This is a genomic window from Allobosea sp. AK1 (assembly GCF_006714945.1).
Lineage (GTDB): Bacteria > Pseudomonadota > Alphaproteobacteria > Rhizobiales > Beijerinckiaceae > Allobosea > Allobosea robiniae.
In genome coordinates this window covers 2,048,097-2,061,566 of record NZ_VFMG01000001.1, presented here as the reverse complement: position 1 = coordinate 2,061,566, position 13,470 = coordinate 2,048,097, and the positions used below count along the sequence as shown (strand labels likewise).

Annotated in this window: 15 protein-coding genes; 10 read left to right on the top strand and 5 right to left on the bottom strand. The window is 67.4% G+C overall.

Annotated elements, in window-relative coordinates; translation table 11 throughout:
- Positions 1 to 9 precede the first annotated feature (9 nt).
- The 10 genes from phnC (at position 10) to FHT98_RS10240 (ending at position 8,415) form a co-directional block, all read left to right on the top strand.
- A complete protein-coding gene (phnC, locus tag FHT98_RS10285; RefSeq protein ID WP_142115728.1) occupies positions 10 to 825 on the top strand; it encodes a phosphonate ABC transporter ATP-binding protein in 816 nt (271 codons plus the stop codon).
- Positions 822 to 1,628 carry a phosphonate ABC transporter, permease protein PhnE gene (gene phnE / locus FHT98_RS10280; RefSeq protein ID WP_142113961.1) on the top strand — a complete coding sequence of 269 codons (807 nt, stop codon included), beginning with the start codon at positions 822 to 824 and terminating at the stop codon, positions 1,626 to 1,628. The genes phnC and phnE (FHT98_RS10280) overlap by 4 nt, the downstream gene beginning before the upstream one ends.
- A complete protein-coding gene (gene phnE, locus FHT98_RS10275; RefSeq protein WP_142113960.1) occupies positions 1,625 to 2,455 on the top strand; it encodes a phosphonate ABC transporter, permease protein PhnE in 831 nt (276 codons plus the stop codon). The genes phnE (FHT98_RS10280) and phnE (FHT98_RS10275) overlap by 4 nt, the downstream gene beginning before the upstream one ends.
- A complete protein-coding gene (locus FHT98_RS10270; RefSeq protein WP_142113959.1) occupies positions 2,433 to 3,338 on the top strand; it encodes a TIGR01459 family HAD-type hydrolase in 906 nt (301 codons plus the stop codon). Before phnE (FHT98_RS10275) ends, FHT98_RS10270 begins: the two co-directional genes overlap by 23 nt.
- Before the next feature lie 228 nt (positions 3,339 to 3,566).
- On the top strand, positions 3,567 to 4,322 hold the full coding sequence (locus tag FHT98_RS10265; protein WP_142113958.1) for a GntR family transcriptional regulator: 756 nt from the start codon (positions 3,567 to 3,569) through the stop codon (positions 4,320 to 4,322).
- Positions 4,323 to 4,341: 19 nt separating this feature from the next.
- Positions 4,342 to 5,319: a 2-hydroxyacid dehydrogenase gene (locus tag FHT98_RS10260; protein WP_142113957.1), complete on the top strand. Its 978-nt coding sequence runs from the start codon at positions 4,342 to 4,344 to the stop codon at positions 5,317 to 5,319.
- A 131-nt stretch (positions 5,320 to 5,450) separates the two neighbouring features.
- Positions 5,451 to 6,254: a transporter substrate-binding domain-containing protein gene (locus tag FHT98_RS10255; protein WP_425284619.1), complete on the top strand. Its 804-nt coding sequence runs from the start codon at positions 5,451 to 5,453 to the stop codon at positions 6,252 to 6,254.
- A 136-nt stretch (positions 6,255 to 6,390) separates the two neighbouring features.
- A complete protein-coding gene (locus FHT98_RS10250; RefSeq protein WP_061966282.1) occupies positions 6,391 to 7,050 on the top strand; it encodes an amino acid ABC transporter permease in 660 nt (219 codons plus the stop codon).
- Entirely contained in the window at positions 7,050 to 7,703 is a 654-nt protein-coding gene (locus tag FHT98_RS10245) for an amino acid ABC transporter permease (RefSeq protein WP_061966255.1), read from the top strand. The genes FHT98_RS10250 and FHT98_RS10245 overlap by 1 nt, the downstream gene beginning before the upstream one ends.
- The gene (locus FHT98_RS10240; RefSeq protein WP_061966254.1) at positions 7,684 to 8,415 is read left to right on the top strand and encodes an amino acid ABC transporter ATP-binding protein; all 732 of its coding nucleotides are present in this window, start codon (positions 7,684 to 7,686) and stop codon (positions 8,413 to 8,415) included. The genes FHT98_RS10245 and FHT98_RS10240 overlap by 20 nt, the downstream gene beginning before the upstream one ends.
- Before the next feature lie 26 nt (positions 8,416 to 8,441).
- Here FHT98_RS10240 and FHT98_RS10235 read toward each other — a convergent pair whose 3' ends face one another.
- The 5 genes from FHT98_RS10235 to argH form a co-directional block, all read right to left on the bottom strand.
- Positions 8,442 to 8,828, bottom strand: coding sequence for a RidA family protein (locus FHT98_RS10235; RefSeq protein ID WP_113584420.1), 387 nt, complete (start codon positions 8,826 to 8,828; stop codon positions 8,442 to 8,444).
- 86 nt (positions 8,829 to 8,914) lie between these two features.
- Entirely contained in the window at positions 8,915 to 9,940 is a 1,026-nt protein-coding gene (locus FHT98_RS10230) for an SIS domain-containing protein (RefSeq protein WP_210244355.1), read from the bottom strand.
- The gene (locus FHT98_RS10225; RefSeq protein ID WP_142113955.1) at positions 9,933 to 10,880 is read right to left on the bottom strand and encodes a carbohydrate kinase family protein; all 948 of its coding nucleotides are present in this window, start codon (positions 10,878 to 10,880) and stop codon (positions 9,933 to 9,935) included. The genes FHT98_RS10230 and FHT98_RS10225 overlap by 8 nt, the downstream gene beginning before the upstream one ends.
- Positions 10,877 to 11,953 (bottom strand): ABC transporter ATP-binding protein, encoded by a 1,077-nt coding sequence (locus FHT98_RS10220; protein WP_142113954.1) that lies wholly within the window; start codon positions 11,951 to 11,953, stop codon positions 10,877 to 10,879. Before FHT98_RS10220 ends, FHT98_RS10225 begins: the two co-directional genes overlap by 4 nt.
- Positions 11,953 to 13,467, bottom strand: a complete 1,515-nt coding sequence (gene argH, locus FHT98_RS10215; RefSeq protein WP_142113953.1) for an argininosuccinate lyase — start codon at positions 13,465 to 13,467, stop codon at positions 11,953 to 11,955. Before argH ends, FHT98_RS10220 begins: the two co-directional genes overlap by 1 nt.
- Positions 13,468 to 13,470: the final 3 nt, after the last annotated feature.

The following is a 13,470-nucleotide window of genomic DNA, read 5'->3' as shown; positions in this document are numbered from 1 at the left end:
GGCGCTCCGCTGCTGGCCGTCGCGGGGCTGGCCAAGGTCTATCCGACCGGCAAGAAGGCATTGGGCGGTGTCGATGTCGTGATCGACCGGCCGCAGCTCGTCGCGGTGATCGGCTCGTCCGGCGCCGGCAAGAGCACCTTCATCCGCTGCATCAACCGGCTGGTCGAGCCGACCGCCGGCAGTGTCAGGCTCAATGGCGAGGAGATCGTCGCGCTCGACCGCAAGGGCCTGCGCGCGGCGCGGCGCCGGATCGGCATGATCTTCCAGGAATACAACCTGGTCGAGCGGCTCAGCGTGATGCAGAACGTGCTGTCCGGGCGGCTCGGCTATACCGGCCTTCTCGCCTCGCTGCGCTACCGCTTCCCGCCCGAGGATATCCAAGCGGCCTTCGCGCTGCTCGACCGCGTCGGGCTCGACGGCTACCACAACCAGCGGGCGGACGCGCTCTCCGGCGGCCAGCGCCAGCGCGTCGGTATCGCGCGCGCCCTGATGCAGCGGCCGGACCTCCTGCTGCTCGACGAGCCGACCGCGAGCCTGGACCCCAAGACCTCGCGCCAGATCATGCGGCTCGTGCGCGAGCTCGTGGCCGAACGCCAGACGCCGGCGATCATCAATATCCACGACGTCGCGCTCGCCCGCGCCCATGCCGACCGCATCATCGGCATGAAGGATGGGCTGATCGTCTTCGATGCCGAGGCTTCGGCCCTGACCGATGCGGCGCTGACCCGGATCTATGGCGAGGAGGACTGGTCGACCCCGCAGGACGAGGACGACGAGGCGCCCGCTCCGACGGCAACGATGGCGCCGGTCGGCGCGCTGTCATGACCACGGCTGCCGCTTCCTATCCCAGCCGCTGGCGCGCGCCGAGCATCTTCGGCAGCCCCGGCCGGCGGCTTGCCTTCTGGGCGTTAGTTGCCGCCTATCTGGTCTGGTCGCTCTCGACGCTCAATGTCGACACGGCCCGCATCCTGGCCGGCCTGCCGCGGGCCTGGACGATCCTGGCGCGGATGGTGCCGCCGGATTTCGGCCGCTGGGAGCTTCTGCTCACTGGCATGGTCGAGAGCGTGCAGATTGCCATCGCCGCGACGATCATCGGTGCGGTGCTGTCGATCCCGATCGGCATCGCGGCTTCGGCCAATCTCTCGCCGCGGCCGCTCTACCTGCTGGCGCGCGCCTTCATCGTCACCGGCCGGACCTTCCACGAAGTCATCATCGCGATCTTCTTCGTGAAGCTGTTCGGCTTCGGTCCGGTCGCGGGCCTGCTGACGCTCGCCTTCTCGTCGGCGATCTTCCTCGGCAAGATGCTGGCCGAGGATATCGAGAACATGAAGCCCGGCCCGGTCGAGGCGATCCGTGCGACGGGCGCGAGCTTCGGCCAGACCTTCTTCTACGCGGTGGTGCCCCAGGTTCTGGTCAAGACGCTGGGCGTGCTGATCTACCGGCTCGATTCCAACCTCCGGCACTCGACCGTGATCGGCATCGTCGGGGCCGGCGGCATCGGGCAGACGCTCTCGGCCTCGTTCTCGCGCTATGATTTCGACTTCGCCAGCGCGATCCTGCTGACGATCGCCGCGATGGTCGCCTTCGGCGAATGGTTCAGCGACTGGGCCCGGCGGAGGCTGAGATGACGGCGCATCATCTCCCGCAAGGCAGCGCGCCGAAGCCTCGCTATCCCGACCATTGGGAACGCTATTCGCTGCGCGAGCGCGTCGTGCACTGGCTCTGGCTCGGCGGCATCGCGTTTGCCGCGGCCTGGTCCGTCTCGGCGCTCGACATCGAGTGGGCCTTCTTCGCCGATGCCCACGAACAGGCGGCCGACCTGATCTCGCGGATGTGGCCGCCGCGCTGGTCCTATCTGCCGCGCATCGTCCAGCCGCTGATCGAGACGCTGCATATCGCGACGCTCGGCACGATGATCGCCATCGTCTTCGCGCTGCCGGTCGCCTTCCTCGCTGCGCGCAACACTACCTACAACCAGGCGACCTGGCTTCTCGGCCGGGCCATGCTGGTGATGTCGCGCTCGATCAATACAGTGATCTGGGGGCTGCTCTTCGTTGCGATCTTCGGGCCGGGCCCCGTCGCCGGCATCTGCGCGGTTGCGGCCCGCTCGATCGGCTTCATCGCCAAGCTCGTCGCCGAGGCGATCGAGGAGGTCGATGCCGGCCAGATCGAAGCGGTGGAATCGACCGGAGCCAGCACCTTGCAGGTCTATGGAGTCGCCATCCTCCCGCAGATACTGCCCGTGTTGATCGGCACCTCGATCTACCGCTGGGACATCAATGTGCGGGAGTCGAGCGTGCTCGGTTTCGTCGGCGCCGGCGGCATCGGGCTCCTGCTCTACGCCTCGATCAACCAGTTCGCCTGGTCGCAGGCGATCGTGATCCTGATCGCCATCCTCGGCATCGTCATCATCAGCGAGGCGCTTTCGGCCTATGTCCGCTCCCGCATTGTCTGAGCCGCAAGTCGAGATCGGCTTCCCCGGTGGCCTGTCGGCGCTGGTCGACCGCTATGACGGCTTCCTGCTCGACCAGTGGGGCGTGCTGCATGACGGCACGCGGCCCTATCCCGGGGCTGTCGCCTGCCTCGAACGCCTGCGGGCGGCGGGCAAGGCGGTGATCATCCTCTCGAATTCGGGTCGGAGCGGGCGCGACAACGAGGCCGTGCTTGCCAGCATGGGGTTCCCCCGCGATCTCTACGACCGCGTGGCCTCGGCCGGGGACGATGCGCGCGAAGCGCTGCTGGAACGCTCCGAGCCGGCCTATCGCGATCTCGGCTCCCGCTGCCTGCTGCTGGCGCGGCCGGGCGAGGATCGCCTGGCGAGCGGACTGGGCCTGACGCTGGTGGAAACGCCGGAGGCGGCCGATTTCCTGTTCGTGATGAGCATGGACCCCGACAGCCAGTCGGTGGCCGGCTGGAAACCGGTTCTGGAACAGGCGCTGCGACGCGGCCTGCCGATGGTCTGCGGCAACCCCGATCGTTACCGGGTCCATGCCGACGGCACCTTGCACGAGGCGCCGGGGCTGGCTGCGCTGATCTACGAGGAGATGGGCGGCTCGGTGCATTATCATGGCAAGCCGCATCCGCGGATCTACCGGAGCTGCCTGCACTATCTCGATCGTCCGGCCGAGCGCCTGCTCGCCATCGGGGATTCGCTGGAGCACGATGTCGCGGGCGCAGCGCAGGCCGGGATCGACGCGGCCTTCATCGCGGGCGGTATCCATCGTGGCGATCTGGACTGGAGCAAGGACGGCAAGGTCGATCCCGAGAGCTGCCGGCGGCTATTTGCTCGCGAGGGCCTTCAGCCGCGCTACGGGCTGTCCTGGTTCACCTGGGGCTGATTCGAGCGGGGCCCTTTCGGGATTGCCCATTGTGATGAGACCATCGGGGTCGGTCGAAACGATCGGCTTCGATCCGAAATCCGGTTTCGGGAGGGCGATGCAGGCGCGGTCGCGCAGACCGGCGAATGCTCTCTCGGGCAAATCATCCTCTTGTAAAATTTCACAACATGTTTAGGCTCCTCCTCAACAGGCGCCGACCAAGAGCGCCCTCGCGGAGGAAACCCGGGAATGGCGCGCAGCGCGATCCAACCCCGACAGGCAGAAGATGCGCCTGCGCCCAAGCGGCGCAACCGCGTCAACCTGTTCGAGCTCGCCTATGAGCGCCTCGAGGCGATGCTGATCACCTGCGAGCTTCCGCCGGGCCGTTTCCTGTCGCTCCAGGATCTACAGGATATGACCGGCTATGGCCGCACGCCGGTCCATCATGCCGTCAACCGGCTGGCGGCGGATACGCTGATCGTCATCCGCCCGCGTCACGGCCTCCAGATCGCGCCGGTCGATCTGGCGCGGGAGCGCGTGCTGCTGCGCCTGCGCCGCGATCTCGAACGCTTCGTCATCGGGCTGGCGGCCGAGAGGGCCGGCCCGTCCCATCGCAACCAGCTGCTGCATATCGAGCGCCTGCTGCGCGAGCGCCGGGACCGGTTTAGCCTGGCGGAGTTCAACGCGCTGGATCGCCGTATCGACGAGACGGTGCTGTCGGCCGCCGCAGAGCCGTTCCTCGAACATACCCTGCGCCCGCTGCACACGATCTTCCGGCGCATCGGCTTCATCTATCACAGCGCGATGCCGCAGAGGGTCGGCCTCGCGGTCTCGGTCGACCACCATATCGCGGTTTTGAACGCCATCGCAGCGCGCCGGGCGGATGAGGCTGTCGCCGCCTCCGATGCGCTGATCGGCTTCGTGGACGGCATGTTCGACGAGATGGAAGCGGCGATCGACCCGTCCCTGCTGGATTGCAGGGTCGAGCCGCTGCTGAAGACCTGACGGAAGGAATTACCGGACCATGCGCGTTGTCTTCCACGGCGAGAATGCCGCTTCATTCAGCCACGGCTTTGCCGAGCTGGTCGGCGACAAGGCCGAGATCCGGCTCTTGCCCGACCATCTCGAAGCGGGTGCCGACCAGAAAGCCTATGCCGAGGCCGAGGTCATCGTCGGCGTGAAGTTCGATGCCGGCCTGCCGCAGCCTGCCGGGCTCAAGCTGTTCCATGTGCCGGGCGCCGGCTACGACATGGTCGACCTCGGCGCGCTGCCGGTATCGGCTGCCGTCTGCAACTGCTTCGGCCATGAGCAGGCGATCGCCGAATACGTGATGGCGGCGCTGCTGGCGCGGAATATCCCGCTCGCCGATGCCGACCGGCGCTTGCGCCAGGGCGACTGGGCCTACTGGGCCGGCGCGCCGGAGCGCGTCCATGGCGAGATCGCCGGCCAGACCATCGGTCTCCTCGGCTTCGGCCATATCGGCAAGGCGATCGCGGCGCGAGCCAAGGCCTTCGAGATGAAGGTCCATGTCGCCAACCGCAGTGCCGTGCCGGCCTCAGCCCTGGTCGATCGCTCCTTCACGCTCGATGCGCTCGCAGAATTCTGCGGTTCGGTCGATGTCGTCGTCGTCTCCGTGCCGTTCACCGAGGAGACCAGGGGCATCCTCAGTGCCGCCGCCTTTGCCGCGATGCGGCCGGGCGCGGTCGTCGTCAATGTCGGGCGCGGCCCGACCATCGACGAGCAGGCGCTGTTCGACGCCCTGAAAGGCGGCCGGATCGGCGGGGCGATCATCGATACCTGGTACCGCTATCCCAGCGCTGGGGACAGCCATCCGTTGCCTGCGAATCTGCCTTTCCATGAGCTTTCAAACGTTTTAATGACGCCGCACATGTCCGGATGGACGAGCGGCACCATCAGCCGCAGGCAGGGGATCATCGCCGACAACATCAGGCGTCGCTTCGCCGGCGAGCCGCTCGTCAACGTCGTGCGCGCCAGCGCCTGACGCTCCGGCATCGGACCGAGAGGTGGCAGCACCTTTCGGGGAATTCGATGCGTCGAACCAAGTTCTTCCACAGCCGGCCACAAGAAGCCGGGCCAAGACAGGCGGCGCCGCCGCAGCAGAGGAGACACCACGTGAAAATGTTCAAGCATCTCAAGATTGCCGGCCTGGCTCTCGCGCTCGGCGCGGGCATGCTCGCCGCCAGCCAGGCCTCGGCCCAGACGATCACCGACATCATCAAGCGCGGTTCGGTGAAGGTCGGCGTGCTGATCGGCGCCCCGCCCTATGGCTCGGTCGATTCCCAGGGCAACGCCATCGGCTACGATGCGGATGTCATCGCGCTGATCGGCAAATATCTCGGCGTGAAGGTCGAGCTGGTGCAGTTGACGCCGCCCGCCCGCATCCCGGCGTTGGAGGCCAACAAGGTCGACTTCCTCGTCGCCACGCTGGCGCCGACGCCGGAGCGCGCCAAGGCCGTGATGTTCTCGATCCCCTACAGCGCCTTCCAGACCGGCATCTATGCCAAGAAGGGCGTCGCCATCAAAACCTGGGCCGACCTCAAGGGGAAGAAGGTCGGGGTCAATCGCGGCTCCAGCGTCGAGCGTGAATTCACCAGCCGCGAGAAGGAGCTGAACCTCACGATCCTGCGCTTCGAGGACGACGCCACCACCATGCAGGCGCTGTTCTCCGGCCAGGTCGAGGCCATTGCCGGCCCCGACGCCCAGGCCAACGCGGCCATGAAGGCGCGCGGCGAGACCGATACCGAGCTCAAGTTCGTCTTCGGCGTGCAGCCGAACTCGATGACCATGCGCAAGGACGCCTGGGAGCTGCGCCAGTGGCTCAACAACTTCATCTACTACGTCAAGCAGAACGGCGAGCTCGACGCGATCGCGCAGAAGTGGGTCGGCAGCCCGCTGCCGCCGCTGCCGACCTTCTGATCCGACGTCCTGATCGGACTTCCGATCGGATACACCAATGTCCCGGCGCGTCCAGAACGCGCCGGCGACCACCATCGACCTTCCCGGACGAAGGAGCGGGCCGTTGCTCTTCCAAGACGTCTTTTCCAAATGGCCCATGATCCTCCACGGGGTCTGGCTCACGATCGCGCTGTCCTTCGTCGCGATCACGCTGGGCCTCGTGCTGGCGACGGCGATGACCGCGCTGCGCAGCCTCGCGGGGAGCTGGGCCGGCTATATCGTTGACGCCTATGTCGAGCTGATGCGCAACACGCCGTTCCTGGTGCAGCTCTTCATGATCTTCTTCGGGCTCCCGCAGATCGGCATCCGTCTCGATGGCCTGGAAGCCTCCGTCCTGGCGATGACGCTCAACCTGGCCGCCTACGCCACCGAGATCATCCGCGCCGGCGTCGACTCGATCCACAAGTCGCAGATCGAGGCGGGCCTGGCCCTGGCGATGAGCAAATGGCAGGTCCTGAAGCATGTCGTGCTGCAGCCCGCCTTCGCCCGCGTCTGGCCGGCGCTGTCGAGCCAGTTCGTGCTGATGATGCTGGCGTCCAGCATCTGCTCCTTCGTCTCGGTGCAGGAATTGTCGGGTACGGCGGCGATCATCGAGCAGGACACGTTCCGCTCGTTCGAGACCTATATCGTCGTCACCGTGATCTATCTCGTGCTGGCGCTCTCGCTGAAGCTCTTCCTCAACTGGCTCGGTCGGAGGCTCTTCCCGCAGGTGTCGGGCCTTGCCCGCCTCGCCGAAGCGCATGGGGAGGCCGCCTGATGCAGACCTTCGGTTGGCCGGAAATCCTCTTCATCCTGCGCTCCGCCGGCTGGACGCTGGCACTCACCGTCATCGCTTTCTTCATCGGGAGCATCATCGGCGGCGCCTTCGCGCTCATGCGCCTGTCGCGCATCCGCTGGCTGCGACGCTTCGCGGGCGGCTACATCCTGGTGATCCAGTCGATCCCGGTGCTCATGGTGCTGTTCATGAGCTATTACGGGCTCTCGGCCCTCGGCATCGAATTGCCGCCCTTCCTTGCGGCCTCGGCCTCGCTGTCGATCTATGTCTCGGCCTATCTCGCCGAGATCTGGCGCGGCTCGATCGAATCCGTGCCGCGCCAGCAATGGGAAGCCTCGATGTCGCTGGCGCATTCGCCGGCGCAGACCTACCGCCACGTGATCCTGCCGCAGGCAGTCCGCATCTCGCTGCCGCCGACGGTCGGCTTCCTCGTGCAGCTCGTGAAAAACACCTCGATCGTGCAGGTCGTCGGCTTCGTCGACCTGATGCGCGCAGGCATGCTGGTCAACAACGCGACCTATCAGGCCTTTCAGATCTTCACCGTGGTCGCAGCGATCTATTTCGCGATCTGCTTCCCGCTCTCCCGGCTCAGCCGCCATCTCGAAAAGGTGATGAATGCCAGCCGTTCTCATTGAAGACATCCATAAGCGCTTCGGCTCGCTGGAGGTGCTGAAAGGCGTCTCGCTCAGCGTCGATACGGGCCAGGTGGTCGCGATCATCGGCCGGTCGGGCTCGGGCAAGTCGACGCTCCTGCGTTGCATCAACGGGCTCGAGACCTTCCACGCCGGCAAGATCGAGGTCGCCGGCCATGTGATGACGCAAGACCCGACGAAGCTGCGCGAATTGCGCAAGGATGTCGGCATCGTCTTCCAGAGCTACAACCTGTTCCCGCATCTGACGGTGGGGCAGAACATCATGCTCTCGCCGCGCATCACCAAGAACGTGCCGCAGGCGCAGGCCCTGGCGCTCGCCAAGGACGTGCTGGCGCAGGTCGGGCTCTCCGAGAAATTCGACAGCTATCCGGATAATCTCTCGGGCGGCCAGCAGCAGCGCGTCGCGATCGCCCGTTCGCTGGCGATGCAGCCCAAGGTGATGCTGTTCGACGAGGTCACCTCGGCGCTCGATCCCGAACTCACCGGCGAGGTGCTGATCGTCATGGAGAAGCTCGCCAAGGGCGGCATGACCATGCTGCTGGTGACGCACGAGATGAATTTTGCGCGCACGGTGGCCGACACCACCGTCTTCATGCACCAGGGGCTGATCTGGGAGAGCGGGCCGTCGAAGGAACTCTTCGCCAATCCGCAGACGCCGGAACTGGCGAATTTCGTCAAGGCGGGCGCTCACTGAGCGTCCGGGGATAGAGGCCCGCCGGCTCAGTAGACGGCCGTCGCCTCGACCTCGACCACGAATTCCGGGCGGCTGAAGCCTGAGACGATCACCAGTGTCGAGGCCGGCTTCACCGGGCAATCCGCCAGGGCCTCGTCGCGCGCCTTCATATAGGCCGGCATGTACCGGCGGTCGGTGACGAAGGCGTTGAGGCGCACGATATTCGCCATCGAGAGCCCGCCCTCGCGCAGGATCGCAGCGATGCTCTCGAAGCAGATGCGGGCCTGCTCGCCGGCATCGTCGGGGACGCTGCCGTCGCTGTTGATGCCGAGCTGGCCGGAGGTCAGGAGGACGCCGCGCGCGTCGGCCTTCATGCCATGTGAATACTGCCCGAAGGGCGGGGCAAGCGAAGCGGGCGTGAGCGGCTGTTTCATGAGCTGATGATCCGGAGGCGCAGGGTCGCATCAGGTCTAGAGCAAGCTGCGCATCGACGGAACCGGGCCCAGTGCCCGGTCGCGGCTCAAAGCGTCTGCGTGACCTTGCGCAGATGCGGCGGGCGGTCAGGATCGAGCCCGCGTGCGGCTGCGAGCGCCGCGATGCCGCCGTAGAAGGCGCGCGCCTGCAGGAGCGGCATGAGCACGGCCGGCGGCTCCGGCGGCACGGGCAGGGCGAGGCCCGGCGCCGCTTCGGAGCCGGCATAGGCGATCTCGGCGCCCAGAGCGGCCAAGCTGCGGGCAACCGAGAGCGTGCTGTCGCTGCCTTCGTCGGCGGGGTCGAGCACCAGCGCCGGAAAGCCCGGTCCCACCAGCGCCAGCGGCCCGTGCAGCACTTCTGCCGCGCTGAACGCCTCGGCATGGATGCGGCAGGTTTCCTTGAATTTCAGCGCCATTTCCTGGGCGATTCCAAGCCCGAGCCCGCGGCCGATGACATAGAGGCTGGTTGCGTGCTCAAGGCGCCGGAAGAAGGGTGACCAGTCGCAGAGCCCGGCCTGCCTGAGCAGCTCCGGCGACCTGACGAGCGCGTCGGCCAGGCTCCGCTCGCAGCTCCAGGCCGCGGCGAGATGCAGGAGGGCAATGCCGGTGGCGAGGAAGCTCTTGGTTGCGGCGACGCTGGTCTCGGGACCGGCGCCGAGGGGCAAGGCGACGTCGACCAGCCCGGCGAGCGGCGAGGCCATGTCGTTGATCAGCCCGATCGTCAGCGCGCCGCCGCGCCTGGCGGTCTCGGTCAACTGGAGCGTGTCCGGGCTGCGGCCGGATTGCGAGGCGGCGATGAACACGGCCCCGGACAAATCGAGCTCTTCGCGATAGACCGAGGCGAGACTGGGGCCCAGCGAGGCGACGGGCAGGCCCAGCGTCCGCTCCAGCAGGTACTTGCCATAGGTCATGGCATGGTCGGAGGAGCCGCGGGCACAGGTCGCGATGAAGGCGGGCTTGCGCCGGCGCAAACGTTCGCCGAGCCGCACCATGGCGCTGGCATTGGCCGAAATCTGGCGGGCGGCGACCTCGGCGGCTTCCGCCGCCTCGCGGGTGAGGAGCGCTTCAGGCATCGATCCGGTCATGGCTGTGCAGCAGGTCCCGGCTCATGGCATCGACATCGGCGGGCTCGAGCCGGGTCCCGGCTCCACCGACCGAGCGCACCGACAGGGTGCCGCAGGAGACCCCTTCCGCCAAAGCCTGTTCGGGCGAGCGTCTAGCGAGCCAGGCTGCGAGGAAGCCGGCATTGAACGCGTCGCCCGCTCCCGTCGTGTCGAGCACCGGTCCGCCCTCGGGCGCTGGCACGGCGAAGGCGCTGCCGCGCCGGAACAGCCGTGCACCATTGGCCCCGTCCTTGATGACGACGATCGGGAAATGCTGAGCGAGGCGTTGACCAGCTTGGTCGAGGTCCTCGCAGGCGGCGATCGCACGCGCCTCGGCCGCGTTGGGCAGGAAGATATCGGCGCCGGCGGCCCGTGCGATCAGGTCGGGCCGGCGGATCCAGTCATCGTCCCAGCTCGGATCGAGCGAGACGGTGAGGCCGGCGCGCTTCGCGGTGCCGATCAGGTCGGGGATTTCGGCGAGCGTCGCGAATTCGGCGATGTGGAGATGCCGGGCGGCAGGGTCGGCAAGAGCTGCATTCAGCGTCGCCGGACGGGCGCTGCCGGCGCGCCGGGACAGGAAGGCGCGCTCGCCATCCTGCACCATGACGACTGTCGGCTGCGGGCCGGCCTCGGGCGTGCGTTCGAGCCAGCGGAGGTCGACACCGCTCGCGGCCAGTGCCGGCGCCAGCGTGCCCGAAAGTGGATCCGTGCCGATGCGGGCGAGCAGGCCCGTGCGCGTTCCGAGCGCGGCGAGATGGGCAGCCGTGATGAAGCCGCCGCCGCCCGGCACGATCGCGACCGTCTCGGCGAAACGTTCCTCGCCGAGGCGCGGCATCGCGTCGAGCCCGCGGAAGACGATGTCGCAGTAGAGCCGGCCGATGCTGAGGACGAGGTTGCGCCCGGCGCTCATAGGGCGCGCTCGGTCGCCGCGTCGAACAGGCGCAAGGCGTCGATGCCGGCGCCGAGGCGAACCTCGTGACCGACGACCGGCGGCGCCTTGGCCGAAGCCGAGGCGAGGATCAGCCCGTCGCCATGCTCGACATGGACGAAGGTTTCCGAGCCGAGCGGCTCGACGACTGCGACCTTGCCGGTGAGGACGAGATCGGCGCTTTCGCCGGACGCGACCACGCGCAGTTCCTGCGGACGGACGCCGACCAGGACCTCGGAGGGGAGTGCTGTCGGGCGCAGGGGCAGGGCGATGGTGTTGCCGGCCAGCTCCAGCTTCGGCTTTCCGTCGGCGTTGCTCGTCCTGCCGGGAAGGATGTTCATCGTCGGAGAGCCGATGAAGCGGGCGGTGAAGACATCGGCCGGCTTCTCGTAGAGCTCCATCGGTGCGCCGACCTGAAGGATGCGGCCGTCGCGCATCACCACGATGCGGTCGGCCAGCGTCATCGCCTCGACCTGATCGTGGGTGACGAAGACGATGGTGCGGCCGAGCCGCTGGTGCAGGCGCTTGATCTCCAGACGCATCTGGGCGCGCAACTGCGCGTCGAGATTGGAGAGCGGCTCGTCGAAGAGGAAGGCGGAGGGGTCGCGCACCATGGCGCGGCCGATGGCGACACGCTGGCGCTGGCCGCCGGAGAGCGCCGAAGGCTTGCGTTCGAGCAGCGGTTCGAGGCCGAGGATGCGGGCGGTCTCCTCGATGCGGCGGCGCTTCTCGGCCTTGTCGAGCTTCGCCGTATAGAGGCCGAAGCCGATATTCTCGGCGACGCTCATATGCGGATAGATCGCATAATTCTGGAACACCATGGCGATGTTCCGCTCTTTCGGCTCCAGCCGGTTCACAGGGCGGTCAGCGATCGTGATGGTGCCGCCGTCGATTTCCTCGAGGCCGGCGATCATGCGGAGAGTCGTCGACTTGCCGCAGCCGGAGGGGCCGACGAAGACGACGAATTCGCCGTCCTCGATGGCGAGGTCGATGCCGTGGACGACTTGCGTCTTGCCGTAGCGTTTGACCAGCCCCTGAAGCTCGATACCCGCCATCAGGCTGCTCCCATCAGATCCGCGAAGGCGGCGTCGAGTTCATGGCGCGCGGAGGCCTCGCGCGCGGCGGTCGCGGTTGCGGCCAGACCGGCGGCCACGAGGACACCGCGATAGCCGGCGAAGGCGGCGGCCAGCGCCTGCGGCCCCGGCCCGCCGAAGCGCTCGCGCACCGCGACGAAATGTTCGGGCGAGACGGCCTCGGCGAAGGCGGCCTCGTCCAGTTGCGGTTCGCGGCCGGCATGCTCGCGGAAGGCCTTCTGGAAGGGCGCGTAGCCGTCGCGCGGCAGGTCGCCGTCGGCCGCGACCACGGCCCGGGCGACATCGGCCGCGATCTCATGAGCGGTGCGGAAGGAGAGGCCCTCCGACCGGACGAGCGTATCGGCAAGCTCGGTGATGGTGATGCATGAGCGGCGGATGTTCTCGGCGACGCGACGCCCGTCGACCTGAAGCGCCGGCAGCAACGCGGCGAGGAGGCTCAGCACGCGCTCGCCCGTCGCGAAGGCCTGATAGCCGGCTTCGTTGGTTTCGCCCTCGGCATCGTTCATGTCGGTGAAGGGCGTGTTGTGGACGATGTCCCTGACCATGCGGGCGCGAGCCACGGTCTGTGAGGCGAGATGGCGCAGATGCTCGATCGGGACGGGATTGCGCTTCTGCGGCATGATCGAGGAGATCTGCACGAAGGCATTGGGCACGTAGAGCTGGCCGACCTCGAAGGCGGTCCAGACCTGCAAATCCTGGATCAGGCGACCGAGATGCAGGAAGACGAGCTCGACCGCGCTATAGGTCGCGGTCAGGTAGTCGATCGCGGCGATGCAGCCATAGGAATTCTGCAGCGGAGCGGCGAAGCCGAGCAGATGCGCGACGCGGGCGCGGTCCAGCGGGAAGCCCGAGGTGGTGATCGCGGCCGCGCCCATCGGCGAGAGATCGAGCAGGGCGCGTGCCTGCACCAGCCGCTCATGGTCGCGCAGCATCACCTCGGTCGCGGCTGAGAGGTAATGGCCGAAGGTGGTCGGCTGGGCCGGCTGGCCATGGGTATAGGCGACGATCAATGTCGCCTTCTCGCGCTCGGCGAGGTCGAGGGTCGCGGTGATGAGCGCACGCAGCAGGCCGGCCATATGGTCGAGCCGCGGCTTGAGCGCGAGCTTGAACAGCGTGTGGTCGATATCGTTGCGCGAGCGGCCGGTATGGAGGCGCCCGGCATCGTCCGCCGGCAGGCGCTTCTTCAGCTCGGCCTCGATCAGGAAGAAGTAATCCTCGACCGTGCCGTCATAGCTTAGCCCGGCCGGGTCGATTTCGGTGTCGATTTCGACGAGCGCGCGGGCGATGCGGCCGGCGGTGGCGCGCGGCAGGATGCCGGTCTCGGCGAGCATGACGAGATGGGCGCGGTCGATGGCGCGGAAGCTCTCGACATGATGCGTCTTCGCCCCGTCGAAGAGCGGGCGCAGCACCGTTTCCTTGTAGACGGGATCGGGGAAAACGGAGGTGTCGCTCGTCCGTGGATCGGTTTTCGTCATGGC